Below are 14,449 nucleotides of genomic sequence, written 5' to 3'. Positions count from 1 at the left end.
TTTCAGGATGAGGGGGGCAGCGCGTCGGCGGGGGTCGCGCGTCGGCGGGGGTCAGTCCCGGATGAACGGCGGGGGCGGCGGGACGTCGTCGGCCGGCACCAGGCGGGAGGTGAAGAAGACGCGCACCGTGCCGAGCTCGAGGCGCGCGCCCTCGAGCGTGAACGGCACCTTGCGGGTCTCCCCCGCGAGGCGCAGGGTCAGCTCGCCGCGCACGGCGCCCGGCGCGCCGGCGAGCGCGGACGGCGAGGCGCCGTCTCCGGCCGAGGCGCGCGCGATCTCGACGACGTAGCTCCCCTTGGGGAGGTTCCGCAGCGCGATCGACTCCGCGCGCGCGCTCGTCGCGTCGCGCGAGCGCACGCCCACCGGCCCGAGCGTCGCGCCCATCCAGGAGAGGCGCCGCCCCCGCGCGTCGATGAGGGCGAGGTCGAGATCGGCGCCGCCGGTCCACGCGGCGCTGAGCTGCACGTCGCCCGGCAGGTCCGCGGAGGGCGGCGCGTCCGGCTGCGCGAGCAGCCGATCGACCGTCGCACGGACGGCGGACGTCAGATCCAGGCGGAGCTGGCCCGCGAGCTCGCTCATGCCGCCCTCGCCGGCGCAACGGATCGCGGCGGCGGCGAGCTTCGCGTCGGCCGGCGCGAGCTCGGCGAGCGTCACCCGGTGCTGGCACGCGTACGCGGGCCGGCCCGCCGCGTCCCAGAGGTCGGCGAGGCGCGCCTGGACGGCCCGGTCGCCGGGGCGCACGTCGGCGAGGCCGCCGAGGATGCGCACCGCGCGGTCGCGATCGCCCTGCCGGGCCGCGAGATCGGCGCGGGCGACGAGCGCGTCGGGGTCGAGCGCGTCGCGGCCGCTCCAGCGCGCGGTCAGCTCCTGGGCCTCGCCGAGGCGGCCGGTCGTGGCGTAGAGCGCGTAGAGGCCCACGGTGCGGTCGCGGCTGTCCGGGGCCGCGGCGAGCGCCGCCTCGGCCTCCGCGGTCCTCGCCGCGCTCTCGGGCGCGAGCGTGTTCGTCGCGTCGAAGCTCACCTTGCGGTCGAACACCCGGCGCATCGGGATCATCCGCCGCGGCCGGGGCCACGGCGCGTCGGCGGCGCCGTCGGGCCAGCGCCTCTGGGCGCGGTCGTCGCTCTTGGGCTCCGGCAGCGGGGCCGCGGGCGCGGCGGTCGTCGGCGCCGGCGCCGGCCTTTCTGCGTCGCGCGGGGCCGAGGGGGGGTCGAACGCGTCGGCGGGCATCTCGGGAAGGGGCCTGGCGGCCGGCGCCGGCGGGGGGAGGGGACCCGACGCCGATTTGCGGCGCGGCGCTGCCTCCGCGGCCGCCCACCCGCGGCCGCCGCCGCCCCAGCCGCTGCCCGACACGCCGAGGCCGTCCGCGGGCCCCATCCCCTTCGCTTCCTCCTTCGCGGCGCTCTCGTCCGCCGCGTCGTCGGGCTGCTCCCCCTCGGCGCCCGCGCTCACGCCCTGCGCTTGCTCCTCGCCCGTGAAGGCGGAGGCGATGCCGTCGCGCTCCAGGCCGAACGCCTTGAACATCGCCTCGCTCTCCAGCACGAGCAGCGACGTGAACCGGCTCGCCACGGAGAAGCGCCGCGACAGCTCGATGATCGCGGGCTTCTGCGCCTCGCCGCCGGTCTCCTCGAGCTCCGCGATCTTCGCCGCGGCGTAGAGGCGCGGGACGAAGGCGTTGCCCGCGCCCGAGCCGGCGGCGATGCTCACGGGGTAGGTCTGCTCGAAGCGCTCGCCCGAGACGCGGCCGCGGAGGCGGATCGCGCCGGTGACGTCGGCGCCGGAGCTCATCCGCGCCACGACGATCGCCTCGCCGCCGGCGCGGATCGGGTCGAGCCGCGCCGGCGTGACCTGGGTGAGGCCGGGCGGCAGCTCGAGCTCGGGATCGCGCAGCGCGAGGCCGTAGGCCGCGCCGAGGACCGACTGCGCCGCGCTCGCGACCTTCTGGCCGGGCACGTAGGGGACCATCACCCCGCCGCCGCCCCGCGCGAGCGCCCGGAGCGACGTCGTGTCCGCGTCGCTCCCGAGCGCGACCGCGATCACGGCGGCGCCGTCCGCGGGGACGGCGCCGCGCACCGCGGCCTCGATGTGGGCGGGGCGCGTCGGGCCGACCGAGGGCGTGCCGTCGCCGAGGTAGAGGATCCGGAGCTCCTTGCCGTCGAGCGGGCCGGCGGCGGCGCGCGCCGCGATCATCGCCGCGGCGAGATCGCTGCCGCCGTCGGGCTCGATGCCGCCGAGGAAGCGCTCGACCTCGCCGGCCGACGCGGCGCCGGGCGCCATGGGCCGCGCGGCGCCGCCCTGGGCGCCCTCGCCGAGGGAGCGGCAGAGGGTGTCGCACGCGAGCACGACGACCTCGTCGCGCCGGTCCATCTCGCGGACGATCGACGAGGCGAGCCGCGTCGCGCGGGCGAAGCGCTCGCCGACCATGGACCGGCTCGCGTCGACGACGATCGCGTGGCGCCGCGAGGTCGACTCCTCCCAGCGGGGGAGCCGGGGCCGGATCGCGATCGCGACGTAGGGCGACGCGTCGCTCGCGACGGCCCGCGCCGCGGCGAGCGACGCCTCGTGCTCGGCGCCGTCGCCCTTCGACGCGCCCGCGCCGCCGCTCCTCGGCGCGCTCGCGGCGCGGGGCCCGGCCGGCCCCGCGGGCGGCTGCGGGGACGCGGCGGGGGGCATCCGGTAGGCCCACGCGGTGACCGGACGATCGCGATCGGGGAGCGCGTACTCGACCGTGAGGTCGCCGGCCGGCGTGAACCCTTGGGCGCGCAGCGTGCGCCGGTCGGCCGCGCCCTCCGCGGGCGCGGCGGCGAGCTCGTAGCCGCGCGTCTCGACGCCGAACGCCCGGTCGTGGCCGAGCACCTGGAGGTCGAGCGAGAAGTCGCCGATGCTCGTCGTGCCGCTCTGGTCGTGCGCGAGCGGGTAGGTGAAGCGACGGACGCCGCCCGACTGCTCGACGAGCTGCGTGTAGGTGAGCACGACGCGGCGCGAGCCGCGCTTCGGGATGGGGAAGATGCGGAGCTCGAACCGGCCGCCGCGCTGCCACTCGAGCAGCGCGGGGTCGCGCCACGGGCCGGGGACCCAGATGATCTCCTCGCGCGGCTTGGGCGCCTTCGGGGCGGCGTTCTGGAGGACGCCGCGCCAGATCGCGGCCCCGCGGTCGCGGTCGACGAACGCGCCCTCGATCAGCTTGCCGTCCACCTCGAGCGCGAGCCGCTCGATCTGGGCGCCTGGCGGGAGCGGGAAGCGGAAGATGCCCTCGAGCTCCTCGTCGGTGTCGTTGGCGAACGTCTCGTCGATCTCCGTGCGGGCGACGACGTCGACGATCCGCACCTTGACCGCGTGCTTCGCGAGCCGCACGGCCCGCTCTCTCTCCTGGGTCGCGCCCGGCTTGCGCGCCCTGAGCTCGCCGAGGCCGCGGAGCGCCGGGGCGTCGGCCTCCTCGGCGGAGCGGTCGCTCCACGCGAGCGTGTCGGCGAGCGAGGTCGCGCTCGCGACGTCCGGCGCGGCGCCCTGCGCGAGCGTCGCCTCCTCGCCGGCGCGCACCTCGACGGGCTCGCCCCGCTCGCCGGTGACGCGCACGGCGCCGCGCGCGACCTCGACCGAGGCGCGCCCCGGGCTCGCGGTGACGGCGAGCTTCGTGCCGAGCACCTCGATCTCGCCGTGCGGCACCTTGATGCGCGCGGGCGGCGCGCCGGGGGCCGGGACGACGTCGAGGACGACGGCGCCCGCCTCGACGCGCGCCGCGCGGGCGTCGCCGGCGATCCACACGCGCGAGCCGCGGTCGATCGCGAGCGCCGAGCCGTCCGCGAGCGCGAGGTGCGCGCGCGTCCGCGTGTCGGTGCGCAGGGTCGCGCCCTCGGGGAGCGCCGCGCCCGCGGCGAGCGGCGCGCAGGCGCCCGCGGCGTCGCACGCCTCGAGGCCCCCCGACCGGTCGGCCGACGCGCGCGAGACCGAGGCGACCTTGCCGGACCAGGGCGCGCCGGCCGTCACGGAGGCGGCCGGCTGCACCGTCTCGCCGCGCCGCAGGGCGATGCCGGCCGTCACCGCCGCCGCCGCGGCCAAGGCGGCGGCGGCCATGACCGAGCGCCGCCCGAAGGCCGCGCCTCGCGCGCGGCGCGGCGCCGGCTCGGCCCGCTCCGGGCCGGAGGAGCGCGCCTCGCCGGCGTGCGCGCCGGCGGCTGCGCCGGCGGCGCGCGCGTCGGTCGCGGCACCGCCGGGCATGTCGCCGGTGCGCGCGTCGGCCATGTCACCGGTGCGTGCGTCGGTCATGTCGCCGGTGCGTGCGTCGGTCATGTCGCCGGTGCGTGCGTCGGTCATGTCGCCGGTGCGCTCGCCTGCCATCACCTCGCCCACGCGCTCTTCGCCCACGCGCTCTTCGCCCGCGCGCTCTTCGCCCACGCGCCCTTCGCCCGCGCGCTCTTCGCCCGCGCGCGCCTCCGGCACCGCCTTGAGCACCGCGCCGCTCGTCGCGCCCTCCGAGGGGCGGGCCGCCTCGAGCCGCCGGAGCAGCGCCTCGGCGAAGTCGCCCGCCGGCCGGAAGTCCGCGCCCGCCGCGGCCGCGACCTCCGCGGCCCGCGCCGCGTCGTGGCGGAGGTCGCGGCACGCATCGCAGCCGGCGATGTGCTCGTACAGCGCCGGCCGCGCCGTCCCGTCGAGCACCTCCGCGAGCTGCTCCTCGACCTCGCCGCACAGCCCCGCCGAACCCGTTCCCGTCGCGCTCATCGCCCTCACTCCTCGCCCAGATCGGCCCTGAGCCGCGCCAGCGCGCGACTGACGCGCTTGCGCGCCGCCGCCTCGTCGATCCCGCACGCGATGGCCACCTCCTTGAAGGAGAGCCCCGCCTCGAAGCGCAGCACCACCGCCTCGCGCTCGCTCGGCTTGAGCCGCGCGAGCGCGGCGCGGGCCCGCTCGGCCCGCTCGCGCTCCAGCGCGAGCTCGCTCGCGTCCGGCCGCGGCCGGGTGTCGTGCACGAGCCGCAGACGCGCCTCCCGCCGCGCCCGGAGCTCCGTGTGCCGCCCGCAGATGCGCCGCGCGATCCCGAAGAGCCAGGCCCGCACGCTCCCCTCGGCCCGGTACTGCGGGAAGGCGTCGAACGCCGCGAGCAGCGTCTCCTGCACCAGCTCCTCGCTCTCGGCCTGCGATCCGGTGAACGCCATGCACAGCCGCCCCAGCGGCATGGCGTAGGCCCTCGCACACCGCGACAGCGCTTCCCGGAAGTCGCCTGCCCCGATCAGCCCCTCGATCGCCCGAGCTTCGTCCGCCCGCGCGTCGCCCTCCGAGCCCACGAGCGCTAACCCAGCTGCCATCGCTGCCTCATCGCCGGCCATGTGCCCCCGTCCCCCGCGTTCGTGACCGGATTTTTTTCGCCCCCCGCCCCGGCGGGCTCCGGTGCCCGATCCCACCGTACAGGGCGGTCCGGCCTTTGCCTTTTGCAATACGATCCCAGCCGCAGCAGAATCGGCAGTCGCCTCAGGAGCCGCGCTTATGAACGAGACACGCCCGTCTGTTTCCGCGAAGGCCACGTCGCCCGGGGGGGCCGGGCCGAGCGCTCCCGTTGACACCTCGCCTGTGAAGCGATGGCGACGGTCGCTGGCCATCGCGCTCGCCGCGTCGCTCGCCGGCGCCCTCGCCGCGCCCGCGGCGCTCGCGCAGGGCGCGCCGGACGAGGAGCAAGCTCAGGAGGGCGTCGAGGGAGAGGCCCCGCCGCCGGCCCAGAAGGCGCGCAAGCGGGGGGTGCTCCCGGCCCGGGCCGACGTGGACGTGAAGGAGCGGAAGCCGGCCCCCGCCGACGCGAAGCGGGGCCCGGCCGAGAAGGACAAGGACCGGGACAAGGCGGAGCCCCCGGTCGAGGAGCGCGCCGCGCGCGGCGTGGCGATCGTGGAGCGGGGCGGGCAGGTCCTCGGCCTCGGCGCGGTGCTCGCCGGCGACGGGCGCATCCTGACGGCGCTCTCGCCGCTCGGCGCGGGCAACGACCTCACGGCGCGCCTCGCCGACGGGACCACCGTGCGGGTGAAGCTCGGCCACCACGACCGCGTGTGGGACCTCGCGCTGCTCGTGCCGCAGACCGGCAGGTGGACCGAGGGGCTCACCGCCTCGTCGCGCGATCCGGTCCGGCAGGACGCGCAGATCCGCTCGTTCTCGGCGGCGCGCGGCAAGGTCGCGGCCGTCCCGATCGTGCTGCGATCGCACCGGACGCTCCTCGGCGGCGACGACCGGCAGCTCGACGACGCGATCGAGCTCGGGTCGCGCGTCTCGCCGCTCGACCTGGGCGCGCCCCTCATCGACGAGGACGGCCGCGTCGTCGCGATCCTCGGCCGCGGCTGCGCCCCGAACGAGGGCAAGCCGTGCACGCCGGTCGCGTTCGGCGCGCCGATCAGCGCGATCCGGGGGTTCCTCCGCGCCGTGCCCCCGACGGCGGTGCAGCCCGCGGGGTGGCTCGGGATCCAGGGCGTCAGTGAGGCCGCGCCGGTCGCCAAGGGGGTCCGGATCACGGAGGTCCACCCCGGGAGCCCCGCGGACGAGGCCCGCCTGAAGGGCGGCGAGCGCGCGGCGAGCGATATGATCCTCGCCGTCGACGGCGTGCCCGTCACGAGCCCCGAGGCGCTCGCCGACGCGATCCGCACGCACGCGGTGGGCGAGAAGGTCCCCCTGACCCTGCTGAGCGGCGGGAAGTACCGGCAGGTCACGGTCGTGCTCCGCGCCGCCCCGGATCCGAAGGCGGCCGCGGCGAAGCGGCCCGAGGCCGAGCTCCCGCCGCCGAGCTCGAGCGGCAAAGCCACCGAAGAGTACCGCAAGTAAGCGAAAAATGATGGGGGTCCGCGCCGGGATTCTATAAGCTCGGCGCTCGGGCGCGATCCGGTTGACACTGCATCAACCAAACCTCCAGGATCGGGCCTGAGCGGCTCGATCGGGGCGCTCGCGGTTCTCATTCGGCCCCGCGCCTCGCGCGGGGCCTTCGATCGGGTGATCCGTGTCCCAAACGTTTCGAATCGAAGTGGCCGGCGAGACGAACGTCGGGCGCAAGCGCAACCACAACGAGGACAACTTCGGCATCATGGTGGAGTACGGCCTCTTCATGGTCGCCGATGGGATGGGGGGGCATGCGTCGGGCGAGGTCGCGTCGAAGATGGCTGTCGACGCGATGCAGGACTTCTTCGCCCAGACGCAGGACGACCCGGAGCGGACCTGGCCCTACAAGATGGACCGGTCCAAGGGGTATGAAGAGAACCGCCTGATCACGGGCATCAAGCTCGCCAACCTGCGTATCTACGAGACGGCGCAGCGCGAGGCGAAGAAGCGGGGAATGGGGACGACGTTCGTCGGCATCTTCACGGCGAACGACGGCGTCTACGTCGCCCACGTCGGCGACAGCCGGGTCTACCGCTTCCGCGACGGCAGGCTCGAGATGCTCACCGAGGACCACTCGCTCCTCAACGACTACATCAAGATGAAGCGCCTCACGCCGGAGGAGATCGCGAACTTCCCGCACAAGAACGTGATCGTGCGCGCGCTCGGGATGAAGGACACGGTCAAGGTCGACACCCGGTTCGAGGTGCCGCAGCTGAACGACCTCTACGTCCTCTGCTCCGACGGCCTCTCCGGCCCGGTGAGCGACTCCGAGATGACGCAGATCCTGACGGACCACCAGGACATCCAGGTCGCGACCTCGAAGCTGATCGAGCGCGCGAACGAGAACGGCGGCCCCGACAACGTCACGTGCGTCCTCGTCCGCTGGACGCAGTAGGCCCGGTCCGCGAGCCTTCGGAGCGCTGCGCCGCGGCGCGCCCGCCCCTGCGACTTGCGCCGCCGAGCGGAGCTCACCCGCACAGGAGACGGGCCCAGATCGGCGTTTTCGGCGCGCAGGCGTGCTCCAGCACGCTGAGCACCGAAAACGTCGAGATGGGCCCGTATCCGCAGCGGGTGAGCTTCGCTCAGGGCAGGACGCCGCCGCTCCAGGGGACGAGGATCAGGAACACGAAGGCGATGAGGGCGAGCATGAACAGGCTCGTCATCAGGTAGGTCGAGCGCGGCGAGCGCGCGGTGCTCCAGCCGTCCCCGTAGAACTTGCCGCGGGAGCGCACGCGGATCCGACGCTGCACACCGCTGAGCAGGCTCGGCGGCGCCGCCGGAGGCGCGCGCATGGCGCCGCGGACCAGCTCGCGCAGATCGACCTCGTCGACGAGCGGCAGATCGCCGTCGTCGGGCAGATCGCCGTCGTCGGGCAGATCGCCGTCGTCGGGCAGGTCGCGCGGCGCCGCGGCCGCGTCGCGCGGCGGTGCGGCGCCGCCGCGCGATCGCTCCGCGGGGGGCGGCGTGGGACGGCTGCCGCTCTCCACGCCCGAAGCGGCCGGCTCCTCGGCCTGCCCCGCGCGCTTGGGGTCGTCCGCTCCGCTCATTTCCCGCCTCTCACCTTCTCGCCCATCACCTTCTCGACGAGCGCGCGGAGCTGCCCGCGCGCGCGATGGATCCGGCTCTTCACGGTCCCGTCCGGTAAACCCGTCACCGAGGCGATCTCTTCGTAGGACATGTCCTCGACGTCGCGAAGGATGAGCGCCTCCCGGAACTCGGGATCGAGCTGGCCGATGGCGTGCTTCACGACCGCCTCGAGCTGCATCCCCTCGACGAGCTCGTCGGGGCGGCTCACGTCGCCGACGCTCACGCCCTTGGCAGCCGACAGCGGCACCCGCTCGACCATGGCGTCGACGTCGTCCTGGGCGCCGGCGTGCCGCCGCGAGAGGTACTTCGTCCGGTTCTTACAGAGGTTCACGGCGATGCGGTAGATCCAGGTCGAGAGCTTCGACTCGCCGCGGAACTGGTCGATCGCCTTGAAGACCTGCACGAAGACTTCCTGGGACAGGTCCTCGGCCTCGTCGCGCCGGCCGAGCATGCGGTAGACGAGCGCGAACACGCGGCGCTCGTACATGATCACGAGCTCGTTGAACGCGCTCTCGTCGCGCGCGACGAGCCGCGCGATGAACTGCGCCTCGCTCACCTCGAGCTGCGCAGCAGGCTCCACGCCCGCATGGATCGCGGCGCCGCGCGTGCGATCCGCACCTGCGCGGATCGTGCGATCCGCATCTGCATGGGTCGGGGATCCGCGCCCGCGATCCGCATCGGCGCGGCTCGCAGCGCCGCGCCCGCGGTCCGCATCTGCATGGGTCGGGGATCCGCCTACGCGGTCCCCTTCATCGCTCGCCACGCCGTCCGGTCCTCCAGGATCCAGGATCTCGCCCCCGCCCCGCGGCAGGCGCAGAGCCTTCGGTGAGACCACGGTAAACAACCCCGGCTCGACCGCGCCAGACAATAGCGAGCAGGCAGCGGCGCCGGACGCGCCCGCGACGTCGTGCGGCCGCGCCCGAGGCGCCCCCGTCAGCCCGATGGAGATCGCCCGCCACGATCCCCCTCAGAGGGCGCGGGCGCTCGATTGGTTCCGGCGCGTGGATTCGAACCACGATTAGGGGATTCAAAGTCCCCCGTCCTGCCCTTGAACGACGCCGGAGTGCCGCGGGACCGGAGCCGGCCGCCGCGCGGCGCGCACCTTAGCGCGAGTCGCGCAAGATGGCACCCGTCCCGACCGACGGGCCGGCTCCACGGCCCGGATGGCCGATGCCGCGCGCGCCGTCCGGCTCGTACCGACCTCGCCGCAGGCGGACTTGCCCGCGCTCACGCCGACCCAGGGGCGCCGGCTTCGCGCCCGCCGCCGCAGCCTTCCCCGCCCGCTGCGGCGGCAGCTCGGGCGCCCCGGCGCCCGCGGCCGGAGCCGCGCCGGCGCCCGCGGCCGGAGCCGCGCCGGCGCCCGCGGCCGGAGCCGCGCCGGCGCCCGCGGCCGGAGCCGCGCCGGCGCCCTCGGCCAGAGCCGTGCCGGCGCCCTTGGCGAGCGCCGGGGCGGGCACGACGACCTCGGCGGCGGCGGCCGCGACGCCCTGGGCGACCCCGAGGCGCGCCCCCGCGGCCGTCGAGGGCGTCGAGGGCGCTCCCGCAGGGGCGAGCGCGCTCAGCACCGACAGGCCCAGCGCCAGCACGATCGCCGCGCTGCCCGCCGCGAGCGAGACCGCGCTGCGCGAGGCGCGGGCGCGCCGCGCGAGCCGCGCGAGCCGCGACCAGGTGCCCGACGCGCGCCCGCGCGGCGCCCAGTCCGCGTCGCGCGCGCCGCGCGCCGGCCCGGGTCCCGGCTTCGCGACGCCGGCCCGCGCGGTCCCGGCGCTCGGCAGCGTGTCGGGCGGCGACGACGGGACCGCCGGGAAACACGACGGGATCTCGAGGGAGATCGGCGGCGAGGGCGTCTCGTGCCGCGCCGCCGCCTCGGCCGGCGGGAACGGGGCGAGGAGGAACGAGTCCGCGCGCTCGTCGCGGACCCCCGCGGGGCCGCCCCGGTGCGGGCGCGGCGCGACGGACCGGAGGTGGTCGGGGGTCAGCGCGAAGCTGAGCGGGCCGGTGGACTCGGGCCCCTCGCCGGCGGCGGAGAGGGCGGGCGCCTCGTCGCGCGGGGGCGGCTGCGAGATGGTCCAGCCGAGCGCTTTCACCTCGCCGGCGGGCGTCCAGCACTCGAGGCCCTCGCGCCACACGCGCGTGCTGTGCGGAAGCTCCCCCAGCTCCAGCGCGCGCCACAGCGCGACCGTGCTCATCGCCTCCAGCCAGTCGCCGCGGTCGACGCACCAGGGCCTCGATTCCGCCGGTTCCTCCGCGCTGCTCGCGTGCGAGCTGAACGGCATCGTGGGGGCGCTGCAGAGGCTCAGATGCCCCTGACCGCGCCCCTCCACGCCGCTCGGCGCCGGCACCCCGTCGCAAAGCCCCTCCACCTTGTACGCCGCGCTCGGGCCCATCGCTGTCTCCCTAGCGAGCTGCGGCGATCCACCCGATGCTTCCGGGTCCACCTCCGCTGCTCTCGTGCGTCGGTAGCGGATGCTGGCGCGGTGGGCCAAGAAAGTGCCGGGTCGGGCCGGGCGCCCGGGATCGCCGCGCCGTGCGGGCGCGCGCGTAGCCGCGCTGCGCGGGAGGGCGCGCGCGTGGCACGCGATGCGCGGTCGCACCCGCGTGGCACGCGATGCGCGGTCGCACCCGCGTGGCACGCGATGCGCGGTCGCACCCGCGTGGCACGCGATGCGCGGTCGCACCCGCGTGGCACGCGCTGCGCGGGCGGGCGCGCGTGCTGCTCGGCCCGGCGGCTGCGGTCAGAGGTCCGTGTAGTTGTCGGAGAACATCGCGCGCTGGCCGAGGAAGCTGATCTCGAGCATGCCGCCGACGTCCGTCTCGCCGGTCGAGCGCCGGTCGATGCTGAGCGACGGCATCAGCCGGATGAGCCCGCGGTACTTCGTCCCCTCCGGCGCGCGCGCCAGCGTCACGTAGACCGGAGCGCGCAGGCTGATGCGGACGTCGTCCGGCGCCTCGTCGTTGAGCGCGACCGCGACGCGCGCGCCGAACGCCGCGCGGAACGTGGCGTTCGCGACCTTGTCGACGATCCCGGCGTGCGCCGTGAAGGTGAGCTCCTGGCTCTGCCTCGGCGCGCCGAGCACCTCGCGCTTGCAGCGCGAGGCCGGGGCGAAGGTGGTCGACTGGGTGACCGGATCGACGCCGGCGACGACGTCGCCCGCGGGCTCGCACCACTCGAGCCTGTCGCTCGACGCGGTCCAGCGCGAGTCGAACGCGATCTGCCCCTCGATGGTCGGCGCGAGCTTCTTCCCGCCTTGGCCGACGTAGACGGCCGCGGCGCCGGCGCTCCAGGGCACGGCGATGAGCTCGCGCGGCGCGTAGGTCGGCGGGAGGCTCGTGTCGCGCCGCGCGGGGCCGGGGCCGAGATAGTTGAACCGGGTGCGCCCGACCGCGCCGCCGACGTAGAGGATCAGCGGCGGATACGCCGAGCTGCCCTCGCCCTCGAAGTCGAGGCGCGCGAACGAGGCCGACAAACGCAGGCTCCCGATGGGCGCCTGGGCCGTCTCATCGGCGCTCGAGAGGCCGATCAGCGTGGCCAGGCCGTTCGCGGTCGCCACCTCGGCCTCGAGCACGGCGCTCACGTCCCACGCTGTCGGATCGGTCACCTCGCCGAAGCCGGCCAGCACCCCGAAGCCGACGCGCGCGAGCGCCGCGCCCCCCGAGGTGCCCGTGACCTCGGCCGGCACGAGGTAGACGAGCTCGCGCCCCGTGCCGGCCGGCGCGATGGGGGCGCCGCCCGCGGGCGAGGCGGGCGCGATCGGCGCGATGGGGGCGCCGGCGGCGAGCGAGGCGGGCGCGACCGGCGCGATGGGGGCGCCCGGCTGCGCGGGCGCCGCGGCGGCGCCGGCGTCCGGCGGCGGGGCGGCGGGCGCGGGGGGTGCGGGGGGTGCGGGGGGTGCGGGGGGTGCGGGCGCGGCGGGCGGTGCGGGCGCGGCGGGCGACGCGGGCTCCGACGGCGGCGCCGCGCCCTGGGCGCGCGCGGGGGTCGCCAGCGAGAGCGAGAGCGACAGCAGCGCTGCGGTGTGCAGGAGCGGCAGGGATGTTCTCATGGCGCCACCGTGAACTTGAAGGTGAGGTTCTCGGCGCCGTTCGACGTGTCGTAATCGGCGCGGGTGCTCTGGTTCGTCTTGGGGTCGAAGGCGAAGATCTGGAACTTGCCGCTGCCGTTCCGGACCCTGAAGCGGAATACGTAGCTGCCGGGCTCCAGGTCGAACTCGGGGAAGACCGTGTTGCGGATCGAGAACGGCTTCACCCCGGCCGGATCCCCGGCGGGGGCGGGTTCCTCGAACAGGTAGCCGACGGCGCTGAGGTGGTACTCGTCGCTGTGGAGCTTGAGCTTGATCCTCTTCATGGGGAGAGCGATCCTCTCACACGCGCGCGGCACGGTACAGCGGTTGGCGGCCGCGCGACGCCTCGCGAAGATCACGGGATCGAGGGGTGCTCCTGCGAGGTCCTGCCGGTCTGGTCACCGTCGCGCGACGTCGCCAGCGACGTCAGCCTGCCGGCGCCTCCCGAGGCGGGCACATGCCCGGCCCGCCCCGTCGAGCGGACCCATTCAGGGATGAGCCGTGACGATGCGGTGTCAGCAGCGGCCGCAGGTGTCGTTGCAGAACCCTTGCATCCAGGGTTCATGGCATTTGCCCCAGCCTGCCTGTTGAGCACAGGTGTACTGGCTGCTGGGCGGGGTATCGGTGCACGTGCCGCCGCCGGAGCCGGTCCCGCTTCCGGTGCTGGTCCCGTCGCCTCCGACCTCGCCGTAGCCCGCGGAGTAGTCGGTCTCGCATGCATGCCGCGAGGCGAAGTCGCGCATCTGGTCGAGCTGCGCGCCCGTCGCGGTGCCGTAATCCCAGCCCATGGCGCCGGCGTAGCCGTTCTCGTACAAGCTCTCGACGAGCTGCTGGTACGGGACGCCGCTCAGGCTGCCGATCGGGAACTCGCCCATGACGACGGGCTTGTCGCCCACGCCGAGCTCCTCGGGAGAGAGGTAGTACGGCCACCACTCGTTCACCCAGTCGTAGATGTGAAACTGGTAGAAATCGATGTCGACCCGCGACCAGGCCTTCGCCCACTTCGCCGCCGCGCCGCCCACCGTCACCAGCGCGGAGCTCTCGGCCTTGAGCGCGTCGGCCGCGCGCGAGACGAAGCGCTCCATCTCCGCGTGGCTCACCGCGTCGAGCCCGCTCGTCGGCGTATAGGCCTCGTCGCCGTACGGGTTCCGGCCGGTGATCGCCCACTCCGGCTCGTTGATCACGTCCCAGGCGATCAGCCGGTCCTTGTAAGGGCTCGCCTCGGCGGCCCGCGCGAGGGGGCGCACGACGTTCGCGATGAGGCTGTCGAGCTTGCTCGTGCTCCTGACGATCGGCGCGAGGCCCGGGATGTGGATCCCCGAGGTGTCATGGCTCGGCCGGAAGTTGTCGAACGAGAAGAGACAGAGCATCAGATATACGTCCTCGCGCTCCGCGAGCTCGAGGGCCTTTTGCAGGTCCTGCACGGCGGTGCCGCCGAGCCCGAGCGGGGTCTCGGCGCCGTCGAAGCGGACGCCCTCTCCCCTGAACTCCGGGAACACCCACCAGCGGACGACGTTCGCGCCGTGCGCGCGCATGTCCGCGAGGTTCGCGGCGTGCTCGCCCTGCGCCGCGGCGACGCCCCGCACGTTCCATCTGGCGATCCCGCCGAAATCGCCCCCGAACTGGCTCCATGCGTAGTTCACGCCGTACATGAAGCGGTGCCTGTCGTTCCACGAGATGCCGCCGTTCGGCGCAGGGCACTGATCGCCGACAGCGGCGCTCTCCTCCGCGCCGACGTCGTCGGTCCCGAGATCGCCGGCGTCCGTGGCCGCCGTGCAGGCCGCGGCGGCCACGGACAGGAGACCAGGGAGCGCGCGGCGCGCCCAGGTTACACTTGCCTTCATCATAAGAGAATCTCCTCTAAGTTCGCAGCCACCCGGGAAGGTTGGCTGTCGGTGCCAAGGAGCAAGCGGCAGACCACGGCACCGTCGGGGTCGGTCGTTGGCCGGGATATGTAA

Annotated in this window: 10 protein-coding genes and 1 tRNA gene; 2 read left to right on the top strand and 9 right to left on the bottom strand. The window is 75.3% G+C overall.

The features are described from left to right. Positions 1–51 precede the first annotated feature (51 nt). A complete protein-coding gene (locus tag WME83_RS45205) occupies positions 52–4,716 on the bottom strand; it encodes a VIT domain-containing protein (RefSeq protein WP_437315912.1) in 4,665 nt (1,554 codons plus the stop codon). Between the two features lie 5 nt (positions 4,717–4,721). Continuing rightward, positions 4,722–5,300, bottom strand: a complete 579-nt coding sequence (locus tag WME83_RS45200; RefSeq protein ID WP_044989539.1) for an RNA polymerase sigma factor — start codon at positions 5,298–5,300, stop codon at positions 4,722–4,724. A gap of 262 nt (positions 5,301–5,562) precedes the next feature. Here WME83_RS45200 and WME83_RS45195 point away from each other — a divergent pair, with 262 nt between their 5' ends. Continuing rightward, complete coding sequence (locus WME83_RS45195) at positions 5,563–6,792, top strand: S1C family serine protease (protein WP_437315911.1); 1,230 nt, start codon at positions 5,563–5,565, stop codon at positions 6,790–6,792. 172 nt (positions 6,793–6,964) lie between these two features. Then, a complete protein-coding gene (locus WME83_RS45190; protein WP_437315910.1) occupies positions 6,965–7,738 on the top strand; it encodes a Stp1/IreP family PP2C-type Ser/Thr phosphatase in 774 nt (257 codons plus the stop codon). A gap of 187 nt (positions 7,739–7,925) precedes the next feature. Here WME83_RS45190 and WME83_RS45185 read toward each other — a convergent pair whose 3' ends face one another. The 7 genes from WME83_RS45185 to WME83_RS45155 form a co-directional block, all read right to left on the bottom strand. After that, entirely contained in the window at positions 7,926–8,390 is a 465-nt protein-coding gene (locus WME83_RS45185) for a hypothetical protein (protein WP_437315909.1), read from the bottom strand. Next, complete coding sequence (locus WME83_RS45180; protein WP_237244655.1) at positions 8,387–9,010, bottom strand: sigma-70 family RNA polymerase sigma factor; 624 nt, start codon at positions 9,008–9,010, stop codon at positions 8,387–8,389. The genes WME83_RS45185 and WME83_RS45180 overlap by 4 nt, the downstream gene beginning before the upstream one ends. 409 nt (positions 9,011–9,419) lie before the next feature. Then, positions 9,420–9,493, bottom strand: a tRNA-Gln gene (locus WME83_RS45175). A 40-nt stretch (positions 9,494–9,533) separates the two neighbouring features. Next, complete coding sequence (locus tag WME83_RS45170; protein WP_437315908.1) at positions 9,534–10,817, bottom strand: hypothetical protein; 1,284 nt, start codon at positions 10,815–10,817, stop codon at positions 9,534–9,536. Between the two features lie 348 nt (positions 10,818–11,165). Next, positions 11,166–12,473 (bottom strand): hypothetical protein, encoded by a 1,308-nt coding sequence (locus tag WME83_RS45165; RefSeq protein WP_437315907.1) that lies wholly within the window; start codon positions 12,471–12,473, stop codon positions 11,166–11,168. Next, positions 12,470–12,775 carry a hypothetical protein gene (locus tag WME83_RS45160; protein WP_437315906.1) on the bottom strand — a complete coding sequence of 102 codons (306 nt, stop codon included), beginning with the start codon at positions 12,773–12,775 and terminating at the stop codon, positions 12,470–12,472. Before WME83_RS45160 ends, WME83_RS45165 begins: the two co-directional genes overlap by 4 nt. A gap of 231 nt (positions 12,776–13,006) precedes the next feature. Further along, on the bottom strand, positions 13,007–14,338 hold the full coding sequence (locus tag WME83_RS45155) for a hypothetical protein (RefSeq protein WP_437315905.1): 1,332 nt from the start codon (positions 14,336–14,338) through the stop codon (positions 13,007–13,009). Positions 14,339–14,449 lie beyond the last annotated feature (111 nt).

This window comes from Sorangium sp. So ce385, from assembly GCF_051474135.1.
Classification (GTDB): domain Bacteria; phylum Myxococcota_A; class Polyangia; order Polyangiales; family Polyangiaceae; genus Sorangium; species Sorangium cellulosum_D.
The sequence above is the reverse complement of the archived record's forward strand: the minus strand, read 5'-3'. Positions and strand labels throughout refer to the sequence as shown.

Excerpts from the sequence above, each read along its gene's own strand:
- WME83_RS45205 (WP_437315912.1), bottom strand. The coding sequence starts at position 4,716 with ATGAGCGCGACGGGAACGGGTTCGGCGGGGCTGTGCGGCGAGGTCGAG.
- WME83_RS45200 (WP_044989539.1), bottom strand. The coding sequence starts at position 5,300 with ATGGCAGCTGGGTTAGCGCTCGTGGGCTCGGAGGGCGACGCGCGGGCG.
- WME83_RS45185 (WP_437315909.1), bottom strand. The coding sequence starts at position 8,390 with ATGAGCGGAGCGGACGACCCCAAGCGCGCGGGGCAGGCCGAGGAGCCG.
- WME83_RS45170 (WP_437315908.1), bottom strand. The coding sequence starts at position 10,817 with ATGGGCCCGAGCGCGGCGTACAAGGTGGAGGGGCTTTGCGACGGGGTG.
- WME83_RS45165 (WP_437315907.1), bottom strand. The coding sequence starts at position 12,473 with ATGAGAACATCCCTGCCGCTCCTGCACACCGCAGCGCTGCTGTCGCTC.
- WME83_RS45160 (WP_437315906.1), bottom strand. The coding sequence starts at position 12,775 with ATGAAGAGGATCAAGCTCAAGCTCCACAGCGACGAGTACCACCTCAGC.
- WME83_RS45155 (WP_437315905.1), bottom strand. The coding sequence starts at position 14,338 with ATGATGAAGGCAAGTGTAACCTGGGCGCGCCGCGCGCTCCCTGGTCTC.